Genomic DNA, 13906 nt, shown 5'->3' with positions numbered 1-13906 from the left:
ATTGGCGGCAGCGCGCAAACAGCACGAGAGCAAGCAGGGCCGGCGCCTGTACGCGCAACGGCAGGGCATCGAGGGCACGATTTCTCAGGGCGTGCGCAGCTTCGGCCTGCGCCGCTCCCGCTACCGCGGACTGGCGAAGACGACCTTCCAGGGGGTGGCCACGGCCGCTGCCCTCAACCTGGATCGTCTGGCCGCCTGGTTCGGGCACAGACCCCTGGCCTCGGCCCACACCTCACGATTCAGCGCTCTCGCCGCATAGCCGCCGACTTCGCCAACAGTGTCCGATCGTTTTCCCGTCATCCTCAGGGAGCTCATTCCGAGCCTTCTCAAGCTGTGACTTTCAGCGATAAGTAGCGGTGTTGTCTCAGATTTATGTGGCGCCGATACCGAGGGTGCTGCGGGCGGCCTCGACCACATCGTCGGCGATGACGTGCAGGTCGTTGATCGCGAGGATGCGCCCAATCTGCCTCTCGATCTGCGTCGACCGCGTCCGCAAGGGGATCGTCCAGCGGACGCGCGCCGGCTTGAACCCGGTTCGTTGCAGAACCACGCGAAACCCCGTCTCAGATGAATGGTACGATAAAACTATCACTAAGGGGAGGGCTAGCGTACACTTTTGGCCATGACCACGACCCTGATTGGCTACGCCCGCTGCTCCACCGACAAACAGGACCTCGCCGCGCAGAAGGCCGCCCTCGAAAAGCTCGGCGTCGTCCCTGAGCGGATTTACACCGATCACAGCCTGACCGGTACGAACCGGTCTCGCCCCGGTCTCGACCAGGCGCTCGCCGCCGTGCGCCGCGGCGATACCCTCGTCGTGCCCAAGCTCGATCGTCTCGCCCGGTCCGTCCCGGATGCGCGCAGCATCGCCGACGCGCTCGTCGCACGCGGGATCAAGCTGGCGCTGGGCTCGAGCGTCTATGACCCGGCCGATCCGATGGGAAAGATGTTCTTCAACATCCTCGCGACCTTCGCCGAGTTCGAGTCCGACCTGATCCGGCTGCGCACCCGCGAGGGCATGGCCATCGCCCGGTCGCGGGGCAAATTGCGGGGCAAAAAGCCCAAGCTCTCCGACAAGCAGCAGAAGGAACTGCGGCGCATGCACGACACCGGGACCTACACGATCAGCGATCTCGCCGAGCTGTTCTCCGTTTCCCGGCCAACCGTCTATCGGACGCTGAGCCGCCAGCCATAGAACGCTGAAGAAACACCGCCACTTACCGCTGAAAGTCACAGGCCGTCGAGGGCAAGCATGTCGGGAAAGCCTGACTGGTAATCTAGCGTCGGGAATACCCTTCGGCGCCACTAACCAAGCATGGGCCGGTTCAGGCCCTCGGGATCTCTTGAGCCGCCTTGCGCAGGGCCGCGTTCATCCTCGACTGCCAGCCGTCGCCGGTCGCCTTGAAGGCATCCACAATATCGGGATCAAGGCGGATCGTGACGGGCACCTTTCGGACCTCGGACGGAGGACGGCCGAGCCGCGCCTGCCGAACCGACCTCACGGCCGCAAGCTCGGCGGCCGTCAGGACCTCGCGCGCCGGCCGCATTTCCGCAAGCTCGGCGTCGGTCAGGTCTGGGGCGTCGTCGTTCAGGGGTTGCTTGCGTGCCATGTGACGCGCTCCTTGCGGCTGGCGTGGCGAAGGGAGATCACCCGGAAGCCATCGGCGGTCGGTGTGAAGACAAGCATCACGACCTGATCGCCAAGGGCGCCGATCGCCTGGAAGCGCCGCTCGGGATAGGGCAAGCGGGTATCCTGACGGATGATCGCCGTATCGAAGTCGAAGTCTTCGGCCGCGTCGAAGGGAAGACCGCGCTCGGCGGCGTTCTTCTCGCTCTTGGCAGGGTCGAAGGAAATCGGCATGCCATTCTTGTACGCACATTAAATCAGAGATGCAAGACTTTTTGTGCGTACAGAAACGAGTTGCGTCACCTCATTAGCCGGGGGCACGATCGAGCCCTGGCGATCGGCTTCGAGAGCAGGGAAGCGCTCCAGGAGGCGCACGAGAGGGTCGCCCGGTTCATCAACGCGCCCGCGGCCGAGGCGTGAATGTGGATCGGCGTCGAACTATGACCCCGTCACGAACACCTCTAAGCGCTTGAGGAAAAGAGTAGATTTCAGTTGTTGATGGGGTCGCGATCGGCGCCGATCGTGACCCCACCTCTTCGAGAATTTCAGCAGAAACTATATGAACTTAAGCTGACCTACGAGTGGGGTCATGGTTCGACGCCGATCCACACGCATGGTGATCCACAATGGAAACGATGGGATAATAGGAGAGATTGGGAAAACAGAAAAACTCCCCAGAGCATCTGGACCGACGGCCGCATTCGGAAATAAGGATCATGAGATGAACCTAGATTTTGATCATCTTTTTCTAATATCTATGCTTGAATGGCCGGAATCGTTAGATTTATCTGTTCTTGAAAATCCAACTGAGAATTTGGATCGTTATTCTATTCGTGGTGTTACTGGTGAAAGGGAAGATATATTTGTGGGAAGGGACGATGAAGTTATTATGAGAACTTTGCAGGAGGCAATATATCGTGTGGTGCATTATTCGGCTAAGGGAGTAACGTTTGTTAATAAAAGTAATATAAGACCTTCTGCAGTGCGGATAGTATTTGAGAAGCTTCTGAGAAATTATGCAAGTTGCTCTGATTTAAACTGGAGAGAAAGTGATCGAAATCTTGTAAATAAGTATTTTTATGTCAATAGAGGTATATAAGCGCGTCTTTATTTCATCTGCACATAGGCGATGACTAGATGTTTGATCCCGGGGTTTGATGGTGCAACCTTCACGTCTGAGTTGAGGGACGCGCTATGGGCCAGATTCTTCACGGCAGCGCCACGACGACTGAGGCGATCCGTCGAGCGATCCAATATAGTCAAGCGAGCCTGAGGGCGCCTGCGGAGCGCTACGGGATCAATCAGAAGACGGTCGCCAAGTGGCGGCAGCGGACCTCGGTTGCCGACCAGCGTACGGGTCCGAAGGATCCGCGTTCGACGGTGCTGTCACCGGAGCACGAGGCGGTTGCTCGACCAGCTGCCGGGGGTGCCCAAATGGGTCGTGGGGGACCGCGGCTATACCAGCCACGTCTTTCGCGAACGCATCTGGGATATGGGCGCTCGGCCTGCGATCCCGCCTCAGCGCTACGAAGCGCCCGTGGCCTGCCCGGATTGGATCGACAACAACCGTCACCAGGTCGAGCGTCTCTGGGCCAGGCTCCAAGAGTGGCGCGCCATCGCCACCCGCTACGAGAAGACTGCCGTCAGCTTCATGGGCGTCCTCTCCCCCGCAGCCGCCCTCGATTGGCTCAAGCGATGACACGCCCTAGAGCCCCGCCCGAAGGGTTCGGCTCACTCGGAGGTCGGCGCGGGAAGAAGTTTTGCGGTAAACGTCTTGGGCACGTATCCAAGCTCTTCGGCAATTAGGCAGGATCAGTTCGGCCTTTACACAACGGAATATTTATTGACGACAACAAATGACAATACACCTTGAGAAGGCTATGGAGACTTTTATGACTTGATATTCAGCGCATTTACTTTTCTACGAAGGTAGACCGCCGACAGCTACTAAAAGCTGGATGGTGCAGGAATCGATCTACTTGATACATGCTACTAACGATAAAGATCTGAATGATAAAATAACGACAATTTCGAACGAGACTGTAGAGGCCATACGTTCGGGATGGTACACAAGTGATGACGGCAGAAAGTCTATGTGTGACGATGCTAAATTTCTTGGAGTAAGAAAAGTAGTATGTATACAAGGACCTATGTCCGATGATGTGCCGTGTGATTTAGCAGAGCTGACCTATTCGTACTATCAGGTCAAAACTGAAAGTGATTTAGAAAAATTACGGCAGGGCCTCGACGCCAAGCTAATTTACTTAGCGTGATAGATATCTCGATCTAGGCGCCGCAACCGGAATGACCCGCCATTTGGCCCCTTTCTGATGCTGCCAGAGAATGGCCGAGAGCGTGCGCTGCAGATCCTACGGAGGCGTTTTGGCCTTGGGCCGGCAGGCCTCGACCAAAGGTGTATGGTCCCGGAATGAGGTGTGACGGGTCGATCCTGAAGCGATCGGGCTCTTTCGTCCAGGCATTGAGGATGAACTCAGTGGGTGTCAGGCCACGTAGGGTCTTGAGCCTGCGGGCGTGGTTGTAGGCATCGACGAACAGATGCAGGTGTGTTCGAAGCTGAGCATGGCTGTCGTAGTGGTAGCGTTTGACCGTTGCGTCCTTGATCGTTCGGTTCATTCGCTCGACTTGCCCGTTGGTCCAAGGGTGGTTCACCTTGGTGAGACGGTGCTCGATGCTATGCTCGTCGCAAACACGATCGAAGATGTGTTGACTATCATAGATATCCCGCTGGCGTGACGTGAACTGAATGCCGTTGTCCGTGAGCACCGTGTGGATGCGGTAAGGCACCGCTTCGATGAAGTCGCGCAGGAACTGGGCCGCCTCCATTTTGCCGGCGCTTTCGACCAGCCGTACGAAGGCGAACTTACTGGTTCGGTCGATGGCTACGAACAGCCTGAGCTTGCCTTCAGCCGTGCTGACCTCGGCAATATCGATGTGGACGTAGCCGATGGCGTAGCTCGCGAAGCGCTGCTTCTTGGGTTTGTCGCCGTCGATCTCGGGCAGTCGGCTGATCCCATGCCGTTCCAGACAGCGATGCAGCGAAGACCGGGTCAGGTGCGGGATCGTCGGTTGGAGACCGTAGAGGCAGTCGTCGAGGGGAAGCAGAGTGTGACGCCGAAAGGCGACGATGATCGCCTCCTCCTCAGGCGTGAGGACGGTGGAGCGCGGCTCCTTGGGTCCCATCCGGGCATCTGCCGTCGTCGTCCGCTTGCGCCACTTCTGCACCGTCGTCGGACTGACACCGTAGCGCCGGGCAAGCGCCCTTACGCTCTCTTCACGTAATTGAATCGCGCGACGGACTGCCTCCGTCGTGGTGGCGCTTCCATGGAGAACCTGGCCCATAGCGCTTCCCTCGCAGCAAGGTACTCAACCGTATCACCACACTGCGGGATCAAACACCTAGCGGCCGCTCTAGAGACGTCGCAAGCATATGTCGCCAAGCTTGAGGGTAAGCCTGCACCGGACATGCAGGTATCGACTATTGCCCGCATTGCAGAAGCACTCGGTGGACAGGTCAAGGTTGTCGTTAGTTTACCAGGCAAGCCGGATGCGATCCTTGCGATGCCAACGTTCGTTAGGCGGAAAAAGGCCACGCGTGCAAAGGCAGAAGGCGGCGTCACCCTCAAATCCCGGCTCGCATCAGCCTGATACGCCCTACAGGTCCGTCGTGAGCCACAACAATCATGGTGCACTCGCTTAGATCAGGATGCGCTCGATCTCGTCCAGGTTAACCTCGCCGCTTCGGTTGTCGTAGAGCTGCGTGGTGCGGGTTGAGGAGTGGTTGGCGATGGCGGCAGCCTGTTCCAGCATATCTTCGTTCTTCGCCAGCCTACCGCCCCAGCGCTGGCCCCTCGCGATCGAGGCCCCGGCGCAGCGTCCGCTCCTGGGTGTGTTCGAGCTCGAACCGGTGCCGATCGATCCCACGGCTGGTCACCACCAGCTCACCGATGGCGGCCCCCTGCGCAGGCGTCAGCTCCGGCACCCGGGCGAACATGTGCGCGATGGTGCCCGCGCCCCGGTCCTCATCGATCTTGTAGGCCTGCACCCGCTGATCGCCGGCCGTCTTCACCGCCGTGAACTCGCCCAGCACCGCCCGCCCACCCGGCGTCGCAAGCGCCCGGGCGACCAAGGTCGGCTGATCCGCCCGCTTCGCCGCGCGGTAGCGTGCCAGGAAGGCCTGCGCGTCGGACGACAGGCCCGGGATCTCGACACCGGCCGCAACGCGCCGTGCGCTCTCCTCGCGCAGGACGTAGCCGTACACGCGCTGCCACGTCTCCATTGCGCTACTCACCCGACAGGCCGTGGGCCAGATTTGTCCGAGCACCGCCTTGCGCGTCTTGTCGGGACCGAAAAGCCGCCGCGTCCGGCCGAGCAGTTCGCCGAACGCCTCCGGATCCTTGGAGATCTGCAGTGACACGACCCCGGGATCGGCATCCGGTCGGCCGGCCAACGCCCAGATCCGTTGCAGCGCCGCGTGTGGCTCACGGTACACCGCCTCCAACTCCCAGGCATGCCCCCGGATCGCTGCGTCCGCGGCCGCCGTGGCCTGCGCCTCCGGCGTCTGCGCGAACACCGTCTGGGCCGGCAGCAGCGGCGGCACAGGTCGCGGCCGAGGCGGAGCCGTGTCGGCAGACTCGGCGATCCCAAGAGGCGTCTCGGGCAAGGGAGCCGGTCCGGCGGCGGAGGGGCAAGCCTCGGCGGGTACCGGGGCCGGTTCGGACACGGCCGGCTCGACCGCGGCGACCGGACTGGCCCGGGGCAGCTTGAGCCCGTCGAACATCCCGCGCCGGACCCGGGTCGCGGCCGCAGCCGCCCTGTCCACCGCGTCCGACACCAGGGCGATGGTGCTCCCGATCCCGAGCCGTTCGGCGATCCCGCGCCGCGCCGCGTAGGCCGGCGCATAGTCCAGCGTGGTCTCCTTCGTGCCCGCCCGCGACAGCCGCGCCACGAACCCGGCCGGCAAGTCGGCCTCGGCCTGCACCGGGCCGCTCACCCCGAACTCGGCTCCGTCGACATAGAGCCGGGCGGCGTCGCGGTGGCGCGTCATCGCCACGTAGGTCAGATGCCGATCGAGGGTGGGTGAGGCCAGCACGAAGGCCCGGTCCACGGTGGCCCCCTGGCTCTTGTGGATGGTGGTGGCGTAGCCGTGATCGAAGGCCGCGTAGGTCTCGGTCGGCACCGCGACGCGGCGCAAAGGTGCCTCCGCCGGACCATCGATGCGCACCGTGATGCATCCAGCCGCCACGGCCTCGACCGTGCCCAGCATCCCGTTCTTCACCCCGAGCCCACGCTCGTTCTCCAGGAACACTAGGCGGTCGCCGGCGATGAAGGCGCGCTCGCCCTCGCGGGTGGTGAAGGTGTGCTCGCCCGCGGCGTCCCCCTGCCCGAGGATGCCCTGCTCCTGCAGACCGGAGCGGATCGCGGTGTTGAGCGCCGCCACGTCGACCCGCCGATGCGCCAGCACCACCCGCGAGCCCTCTGGCCGGCTTGTCCGCTCCGCCAGGGCATCGGCCACGATCGCGGCGCGGGCTGCTGCCCCCCCATCCAGGAACCGGATCGCGCCGGTCGCACCATAGGCGGCCAGGCCCTCGCCGGTGCGATGCGTGGCGAAGGCCACCGAGGCGGCGCGCTGCCAGTCCGATCGCTGCCGGCGGATGTCGCTGAGCTCGGCGTGGCCGACCGCTTCCGCGATCGCCCGGAACGGCGCTCCGGCGCCGATCGCCTGGAGCTGCTCGTGATCGCCCACCAGCACGATCTTGGCGCCGCGCGCCTCGGCCTCGGCCACGAAGCGCGCGAGTTGGCTCGAGCCCACCATGCCGGCCTCGTCGATCACGAACACGTCGCCCCGGCTCAAGCGATGCCGATCGCGGTCCCAGCCCAGCGACCACGAGGCCAGCGTACGGCTGGCAATGCCCGAACTCTCCTCCAGCCCCTCCGCCGCCTTGCCCGACAACGCCGCGCCCACGACCCGGTAACCTTGCGCCTCCCAGGCCGCGCGGGCCGCGGCCAGCATCGTGCTCTTGCCGGCCCCGGCAAACCCCACCACCGCGGCGATCCGCTCCGGACCGGTCACGTGCGCGATGGCGGCGCGCTGCTCGGGCGACAGCCCGGCGGTGGGATCGCCTGCGCTGGTCCGGATCGCCGCGTCCTGGCGCGCCAGGGCCGCCGCGATGCGGGCCGGGGCGACCCCGTGCGTGTCCGCCGCCTGCAGGCGTCCGGCCGCCGCCACCATCCCGGCTTCCAGCGCCACCATCGCGCGCGTGGCGTAGCGCGCCGGCGTCACCACGCCGGTGCGCGGATCGGTCTGCTCGGGCTGCAGAGTGACGAGAGCCGGCGAGGCCAGCACGGTGGCCAGGGCGTTCTGGAAGCCCTGCGCATCGTCGGGCAAGGCCCGGTGCAGGGCGCGGGCGATGTCGCGCCGGTCGAACACGCTCTTTTCGTGCGTGATCAGGGTCAGCACCTCCTCCGGGTGCTCGGCGATCCGTGCGGCATTGCGCGCGGCGGACGCCGCATCGAGCTGCGCCCGCGTGACGCTGAGCCCGCGCCGTTCCATCCGGGTGGCGTGCACCCCGACATGCTCGGTCGGCGCCAGCGCGATCCCGCGCGCGGCATGGCTGCGGTGGTCGATGCGCAGATCCAGATCCTGGGCGGCCAGATGCCGGTTGACGATGCCTTCCCAGGCCGCGCGGATCTCACGCAGCTGCGCGTCCGTCGTCGGCTTCCCCTGGGCCAGAAGCCACTTGTTCTCGCGCTCCAGGTCGGTCTTCTCGCCCAGCCCCTCCGGGCCGACCCGGCGCGTGGTCACGAGCACATGGGCATGGTGGTTGCGCTGGTCGCCTGCTGCGTGCGGAGCATGGATGGCGAAGTCCACCGCGGCGCCGGTGCGCCGGGCCAGATCCCGCGCGAAGTCCCGCGTCGCGGCCAGGCGCTGCTCGGATGACAGCTCGTGCGGCAGCGCGATCTCGAACTCGCGCGCCACCCGGGCGTCTTTCCGTTTCTCCGCCGCCTCGGCCGCGTTCCAAAGGGCCGAGCGGTCGAGCGCCCAGGCCGCGTCGACCCCGGCCGGCAGCACGATCTCGGCCTGCACCACCCCGGTTTTGCGCGTGTAGTCGTGCACGAGGCCGTCGCGCTGATTCTCCAGGCGATCGCCTGCGCGATAGGCGGCCGCCGCTACGGCGCTGCGCCCCCCGGCCCGGCTGACGGGCTTCATGCTGCAATGGTAGATTGCCATCCGATCCGGCCCCGAGGAGCTTGACCTTAGCACCGCCCTGAGTTGCGCAGCAACTCGTAAGTGCGCCCTTCGCCTTGCCTTCCGCTTCGCTCCAGACGGCTACGGTGTCTCCCCGCGACCTATCCGCCCCTCGGGATCACCGACACAGCCAAAGGATGCAAGACGATGTCGTGTCCGGCCTGACGATGTCCGGCGGGACCGAGCTTGGCCTTTCAGGTCCGGCTCGTTAGAACGACAGAATACAACCTGTACGACCGGAGCATTCGATCATGGCGCGGCGGACGATTGCCGAACGGTTGGCGCAGATCGAGGCGCAGAAGAAGACGCTGCAGGCTCGCCTCGGCCGGCAGGAGCGCACCCATGACACCCGGCGCAAGGTCCTGCTCGGGGCGCTCGTGATCCAGCGGCTCAACGACGATCACGATCCGGCCTTCACCCAGCGTCTCGCCGACTGGCTCCGCCGCGAGTTGCCGGACTTCCTCACCCGGGACGCCGACAAAGCCCTGTTCGCCGATCTCATCGGACCGCCGAGCGAGAATGCAGCGGCCGGATCGCAGTCTTCCACCGCCGAGACGACTGCCCCCAGCCGGAGCCAGGAGCCCACGACTTGAGGCGTCGAACGGGTGCGGCGGGGGTGGGATCGCAGACGCGACCCGCGGCATGCTCGTTCCGGTCGACGGGCACACGGCAATCCAGCGGATCATCGGCCGTCCGGATCGGAGAACGAAGCGCGTGATCATCGATCCGGATCGGTTTCTGGCAACGCCCGACGGTCACCTCTGGACGCCGGAACGCAGCCGAGCCGCTTGGATGATGGCCTTCGACACCCTCGATGCCGCGTTGGCCGCAGCGCCGTCTCCCGCTGAGGTGATCGTCGTGTGCGGCGTGCAGGGTGCGGGCAAGAGCACCTGGGCGCGCAAGGCCGCGCAGGATCGGCCGCTCGCGATCCTCTTCGACGCGGCGCTGCCCGGCCGCCGGCACCGTCAGCCCATCATCGCGGCGGCTCAGCGATCTGGCGCGCAGGTATCGGCCGTCTGGATCGACACACCGCTCGCCCTACCGGATCATCCCGGAAGCCGCTCTCCGGGCCGTGGCCGAGCGTTTCGAACCACCCAGCCGGGACGAAGGCTTTGCGACCGTCCTTCGTGTTCGATCGTGAGGCCCGCATCCGGCAACCCACAGGTCTGACGATTGGCACAAAGCCCCTCAGGGTCGGGGACGTGTTCGCGTCACCCGGATCGCTCGAGCCCACGGAAATTGCCTTGGCCAAACTTTGGATCCTCTCCGATCTCCATTTGGAGACCCTGCCGTATCCGGAGAACTTCCGACCCGAGCCGCTGGCCTTTCGACGTGCTCTGGAACGGGGTCGTGGACGAGGATCTGATCCTGGCCAAAGCCCTGGCGGCACAGGCCGGCATCACGCTCCTCGATGGGACGAGCGCGGCGATCGCCAGCTGCCGCTTTGTCGGCATGACCCTGTGGGGCGACGACCGGCTCGCCGGACACCTTGATCCCGCTACCCCAACGGGCGAATCCATCGACGTCGCGCACGACGAGATGGACGGTCATCACGGTCTCACAGTCGGGAACGCTGCGGCCTTGCACCGCCGAGCGTTTGCGGCTCTCGGTGCCGGGATTGCGACGGACGACGCCGCCCTACCCCTCCGTCGCGGTCACCCACCACGCCCCTCACCCGGTCGGCATGCGGACGTGCCGCGTCGCGCCCGGTCTGCCGAGCGGATCGTTCGTCACCGGGATCGGGCCAATGGCACGACGGCGTTCGTTAAACCGCTCGGCCGGATGCCCCCACCGCATGGCTGCGCCGGTCCTGCCTGTCGGAAGGGGTGCGGAGGATTCGCTAGCGATGGGCAAAGCTCTGCCGTTCCGGCAGCTTCTTGCCCGGTTTCGCTGGCGAACTTGTCCCCAAAGTTATCCCCTTATCCGTGGGGCGAAACGCTTTGCACCCTGGTGCCATCGGCAACGGCTTCTCCTCCGTGCCCAACGCAAACCCCGCGCGCTTCTGACCGGCGCCCCGGCAGATCCACATCTGCCATTCGGCGCTGATGATGCGCACCAGGTTGGGCGAGTTCTTGCGCCCCTCATGCCGGCGCTCCTCGATGGTCAACAGGCCGTCGCCGGCGGCCAGACGCAGCGCGCCCTGAGCCAGGCGGCGACAGACCCCGGCCCGCGCCGCGATGGCGTCGATGCAAAGCCCGCACACGCCCTTGGCCGCCACCTCGTCGGCGACGATGCGCAGGACCGCCCGCTGCCCTTCGGTGAAGCGCACGGCGATCTGCGGCGGCAGCGGGCCGGAACACGCCAACAACCGACGCCGCTCGCGCGAGGCGATCCTGTCGGGGCTCCTCGGGCTCCGGCGCGGCGGGAACAGGCTCGCCCGGCCGGCTGGGATGCCGACCGGGCGGATGCCCTCGCGGACCGCGCTGCGGCGTCCGTGGAGGCGTTCGGCGAGGCTCTGGGCTTCGTGGTCGCCCAAGGCCCCTGCCCCGTGGCCCTGCCAGAGCTGACGCGACAGCGCGTCCATCTGCGCGAGCGTGCGTGCGCCTTCGATCGCGGCCTGCATGACGGCGTGAAACATCGGTCCCGGTCCCTGCTCGGGCCGCGGCAAAGCAGGGGGCGCAGCCAGAGCTGTCCCCGTCAAAAGGCAAAGCGCCATCGTCTCGGGAAGCGATCCCGATTGACACCTGAGCGGTGCTGTGGCTGATGAGGGGAAGCAATCTGCCCTCAAAAGCCCTACGAATTCGACGGCCTCACCCTTGCAGGGGTGGGGCCGTTGGCGTTTTGGGCTTAGGTCTTTCTCGCGGCGTGTATCCTGGATGGTGGTTGGTGCACGACTCGCACCAGAGGGCGAGCGCGGCCAGACCTGACATGTCGGCTGGGCGGGATGGTTAAGTCAACGGCAACAGGCTCGGGGTGATAGCCGGGGGCATGATTCAGTCACGTAGGCCCGTGCCCGATGCGCCGCTCACCGCCCTCGACATCGCCCTGCTCGAACTCACCGCCGAGAACGCCGACCTGCACCTTCAGCTCGCCGAGGCGCAGGAGCAATGCATCGAGATGGCGGTCGATGCCGGGGACCTGCAGGCTGACATCGAGGCTCTCCGCAGCGAGCTCACGGCAGCTCGGATGGAGCGCGATGCGGCGAGAGCCCAGCTCTCAGCCCGAATCAGTAGCCGATAAGAGCCGGCAGACGGAATCTCGTCAGACGGCGGGCGCTCTGAAGACCTCGCCGCGCATCATCACCGCCCAGACGATCCGGGCGGTTTTGTTGGCCAGAGCCACCGACACGACCCGGGCGGGCTTGCGCTCCAAAAGCCGCTTGGCCCAGGCGCGCCCGGGATTGTCCTGGCGCGCCACCCGGATCACCGCGGTCGCCCCCACCACGAGCAGCCGGCGGATCATTCCGTCACCCTGCTTGCTGATGCGTCCGAGCCGCTCCTTGCCACCGCTGCTATGGGCTCGCGGCGTGAGACCGAGCCAAGCCGCAAACTGCCGGCCGGAGCGGAACAAGCTGGGGTCGGGCACGGCTGCCGCGATGGCGCTCGCGGTGATCGGGCCGATGCCCGAGATCGTCAGCAGGCGGCGGCTCGCAGCATCAGCGCGGCACCAGACGACGATCTCTGTCTCGGCCCTTTTAACTTCCTGGGCGACGGCTTCGATCTGACCGATGAGGCGCCGGATCGCCGATCGGGCCAACTCCGGCAGGTCGGCCTGCTCGGTCCTGAACTGCGCGATGGCGCTCGTCACGCCGGCAGCACCCTGGGCTGCCACGATGCCGAACTCGGCCAGGTGCCCGCGCAGGGCATTGACCAGCATGGTCCGCTGCCGGACGAGAAGATCCCGCACCTTGTGCAGCATCAGCACCGCCTGCTGATCCCTCGCCTTGACGGCGACAAAGCGCATGGTCGGCCGTTGGACGGCTTCCGCGATCGCCTCCGCGTCGGCCGCATCGGTCTTGCCGCGCTTGACGTAGGGCTTCACGTAGGCCGGCGGCATCAGCTTGACGGTATGGCCGAGCTTCGTCAGCTCGCGCCCCCAATGATGCGAAGTCGCGCAGGCTTCCATGCCGACAAGGCATGATGCGAGCTTGGCGAAGAAGGGCAGGACCTCAGCCCGGCGCAACGGCCGACGCACGAGGACCTTGCCCTCCGCATCGATACCGTGGACTTGGAAGACGTTCTTCGCCAGAGCGAGGCCGATGGTGCGAACCTGTGCCATGGACGGCTCCTGTCGATGAGATCAACGACCTCATCTTGGCACAGCGATGCCGTAGCGGGAGCCGTCCACACCATCAGGCCCGGTTAGGACCCTGAAACGCAAAAGAGCCCGGCCACGCGCGAACGCGGCCGGGCTCTTGAAGGGCGCATCGCGGCGCAAGGAGGCCCTCCTCCGTCGTCTTGAGCGCCTTGAGGGGCACGCCGGCGGCCGTGAGGCCCGAGCGCAGGCCGCGCAACGCCTGTCCCTGTTCAAGGAAGGCCGCGCGGCTCTGCGCTGCCGCGTTCGTGGCGTCGCGCAGGGCGCGCTCAAGCTTGCGCACGTCGGCGTCGGCCGCGCGGACACCTTTCAGGGACGCGGCCTTGGCCTTGGCCTTTTCCAGCTCGGCCCCGAGCCGGGCGACGTCCTGGCGGGCGAGGCGGAATGCGCCGCTCGCCTCGCCGAGGCCGCTGGCCGCGTCACGAAAGGCGGAGATCTTGGCGGCCTTGGCCTGCAGCTCGTCGAGCTGTTTCGTCAGGCGCCCGACCTCGGCCAACGAGGCGCCGAGCTTGGCGAGATCCTTGTCCGAGGTCCCGAGCTTGTTGAGCGCGCCGGCGGCCTTGCCGGCCGGGCCGGAGACGTTGTCGGTAAGCGCGACCGTCAGGGTCGAGGTCAGGTTCCCCACGGTCAGCGCTCCTCGCGTTTGATGCGGCGCGCCTCGGCCTGCTCGCGGCAGAATTCATTCCAGGGCATGCGGTCCAGCTCGGCGCGCGTTCCGCCGATCAGGCGGAGGATGTCGGCGCGCCACCGGCGCCAGT

General features: G+C 65.6%; 13 protein-coding genes and 3 pseudogenes. 8 read left to right on the top strand and 8 right to left on the bottom strand.

Going from position 1 to position 13906, the window contains the following annotated elements; genetic code table 11:
• On the top strand, window positions 1-259 hold a 259-nt coding region (locus tag ACV7NL_RS24920; protein WP_463357428.1), incomplete at its 5' end, for a transposase.
• Window positions 260-370: 111 nt separating this feature from the next.
• Here ACV7NL_RS24920 and ACV7NL_RS24915 read toward each other — a convergent pair.
• Window positions 371-550 carry a hypothetical protein gene (locus tag ACV7NL_RS24915; protein WP_463357427.1) on the bottom strand — a complete coding sequence of 60 codons (180 nt, stop codon included), beginning with the start codon at window positions 548-550 and terminating at the stop codon, window positions 371-373.
• Window positions 551-622: 72 nt separating this feature from the next.
• Between ACV7NL_RS24915 and ACV7NL_RS24910 the strand changes: the two genes are divergently transcribed.
• Window positions 623-1195, top strand: coding sequence for a recombinase family protein (locus tag ACV7NL_RS24910; protein ID WP_463357426.1), 573 nt, complete (start codon window positions 623-625; stop codon window positions 1193-1195).
• 130 nt (window positions 1196-1325) lie between these two features.
• Here ACV7NL_RS24910 and ACV7NL_RS24905 read toward each other — a convergent pair whose 3' ends face one another.
• Both ACV7NL_RS24905 and ACV7NL_RS24900 read right to left on the bottom strand, forming a co-directional pair.
• Window positions 1326-1610 (bottom strand): BrnA antitoxin family protein, encoded by a 285-nt coding sequence (locus ACV7NL_RS24905; protein WP_463357425.1) that lies wholly within the window; start codon window positions 1608-1610, stop codon window positions 1326-1328.
• On the bottom strand, window positions 1589-1861 hold the full coding sequence (locus ACV7NL_RS24900) for a BrnT family toxin (protein ID WP_463357424.1): 273 nt from the start codon (window positions 1859-1861) through the stop codon (window positions 1589-1591). The genes ACV7NL_RS24905 and ACV7NL_RS24900 overlap by 22 nt, the downstream gene beginning before the upstream one ends.
• A gap of 379 nt (window positions 1862-2240) precedes the next feature.
• Between ACV7NL_RS24900 and ACV7NL_RS24895 the strand changes: the two genes are divergently transcribed.
• The 3 genes and pseudogenes from ACV7NL_RS24895 to ACV7NL_RS24885 all read left to right on the top strand — a co-directional run.
• Complete coding sequence (locus ACV7NL_RS24895; protein ID WP_463357423.1) at window positions 2241-2726, top strand: hypothetical protein; 486 nt, start codon at window positions 2241-2243, stop codon at window positions 2724-2726.
• A 95-nt stretch (window positions 2727-2821) separates the two neighbouring features.
• A pseudogene (locus ACV7NL_RS24890) lies at window positions 2822-3034 on the top strand (IS481 family transposase); the annotation flags it as partial.
• Window positions 3033-3326 (top strand): annotated as a pseudogene (locus ACV7NL_RS24885) (transposase); the annotation flags it as partial. The pseudogenes ACV7NL_RS24890 and ACV7NL_RS24885, both read left to right, overlap by 2 nt.
• Before the next feature lie 719 nt (window positions 3327-4045).
• Here the strand turns inward: ACV7NL_RS24885 and ACV7NL_RS24880 are convergent.
• Together ACV7NL_RS24880 and traA are read right to left on the bottom strand one after the other, a co-directional pair.
• Window positions 4046-4987: pseudogene (locus ACV7NL_RS24880) on the bottom strand (IS481 family transposase); the annotation flags it as partial.
• Window positions 4988-5474: 487 nt separating this feature from the next.
• On the bottom strand, window positions 5475-8876 hold the full coding sequence (gene traA / locus ACV7NL_RS24875; protein WP_463357422.1) for a Ti-type conjugative transfer relaxase TraA: 3402 nt from the start codon (window positions 8874-8876) through the stop codon (window positions 5475-5477).
• A 269-nt stretch (window positions 8877-9145) separates the two neighbouring features.
• Between traA and ACV7NL_RS24870 the strand changes: the two genes are divergently transcribed.
• Window positions 9146-9487: a mobilization protein gene (locus ACV7NL_RS24870; RefSeq protein ID WP_463357421.1), complete on the top strand. Its 342-nt coding sequence runs from the start codon at window positions 9146-9148 to the stop codon at window positions 9485-9487.
• A 49-nt stretch (window positions 9488-9536) separates the two neighbouring features.
• On the top strand, window positions 9537-10064 hold the full coding sequence (locus ACV7NL_RS24865; protein ID WP_463357420.1) for a hypothetical protein: 528 nt from the start codon (window positions 9537-9539) through the stop codon (window positions 10062-10064).
• A gap of 670 nt (window positions 10065-10734) precedes the next feature.
• On the opposite strand, the gene ACV7NL_RS24860 is transcribed toward ACV7NL_RS24865, so the two are convergent.
• Entirely contained in the window at window positions 10735-11472 is a 738-nt protein-coding gene (locus tag ACV7NL_RS24860) for a hypothetical protein (RefSeq protein WP_463357419.1), read from the bottom strand.
• Window positions 11473-11822: 350 nt separating this feature from the next.
• On the opposite strand from ACV7NL_RS24860, the gene ACV7NL_RS24855 reads away from it, so the two are divergent.
• A complete protein-coding gene (locus ACV7NL_RS24855; RefSeq protein WP_463357418.1) occupies window positions 11823-12074 on the top strand; it encodes a hypothetical protein in 252 nt (83 codons plus the stop codon).
• 21 nt (window positions 12075-12095) lie between these two features.
• On the opposite strand, the gene ACV7NL_RS24850 is transcribed toward ACV7NL_RS24855, so the two are convergent.
• The gene (locus ACV7NL_RS24850; RefSeq protein ID WP_463357417.1) at window positions 12096-13112 is read right to left on the bottom strand and encodes an IS110 family RNA-guided transposase; all 1017 of its coding nucleotides are present in this window, start codon (window positions 13110-13112) and stop codon (window positions 12096-12098) included.
• A gap of 73 nt (window positions 13113-13185) precedes the next feature.
• Window positions 13186-13773, bottom strand: a complete 588-nt coding sequence (locus ACV7NL_RS24845; RefSeq protein ID WP_463357416.1) for a hypothetical protein — start codon at window positions 13771-13773, stop codon at window positions 13186-13188.
• Window positions 13774-13906 lie beyond the last annotated feature (133 nt).

This window comes from Methylobacterium sp. Ger2507, from assembly GCF_055231875.1.
Note: the sequence above shows the minus strand (reverse complement) of the source record. Positions and strands in the feature narration are given on the sequence as shown.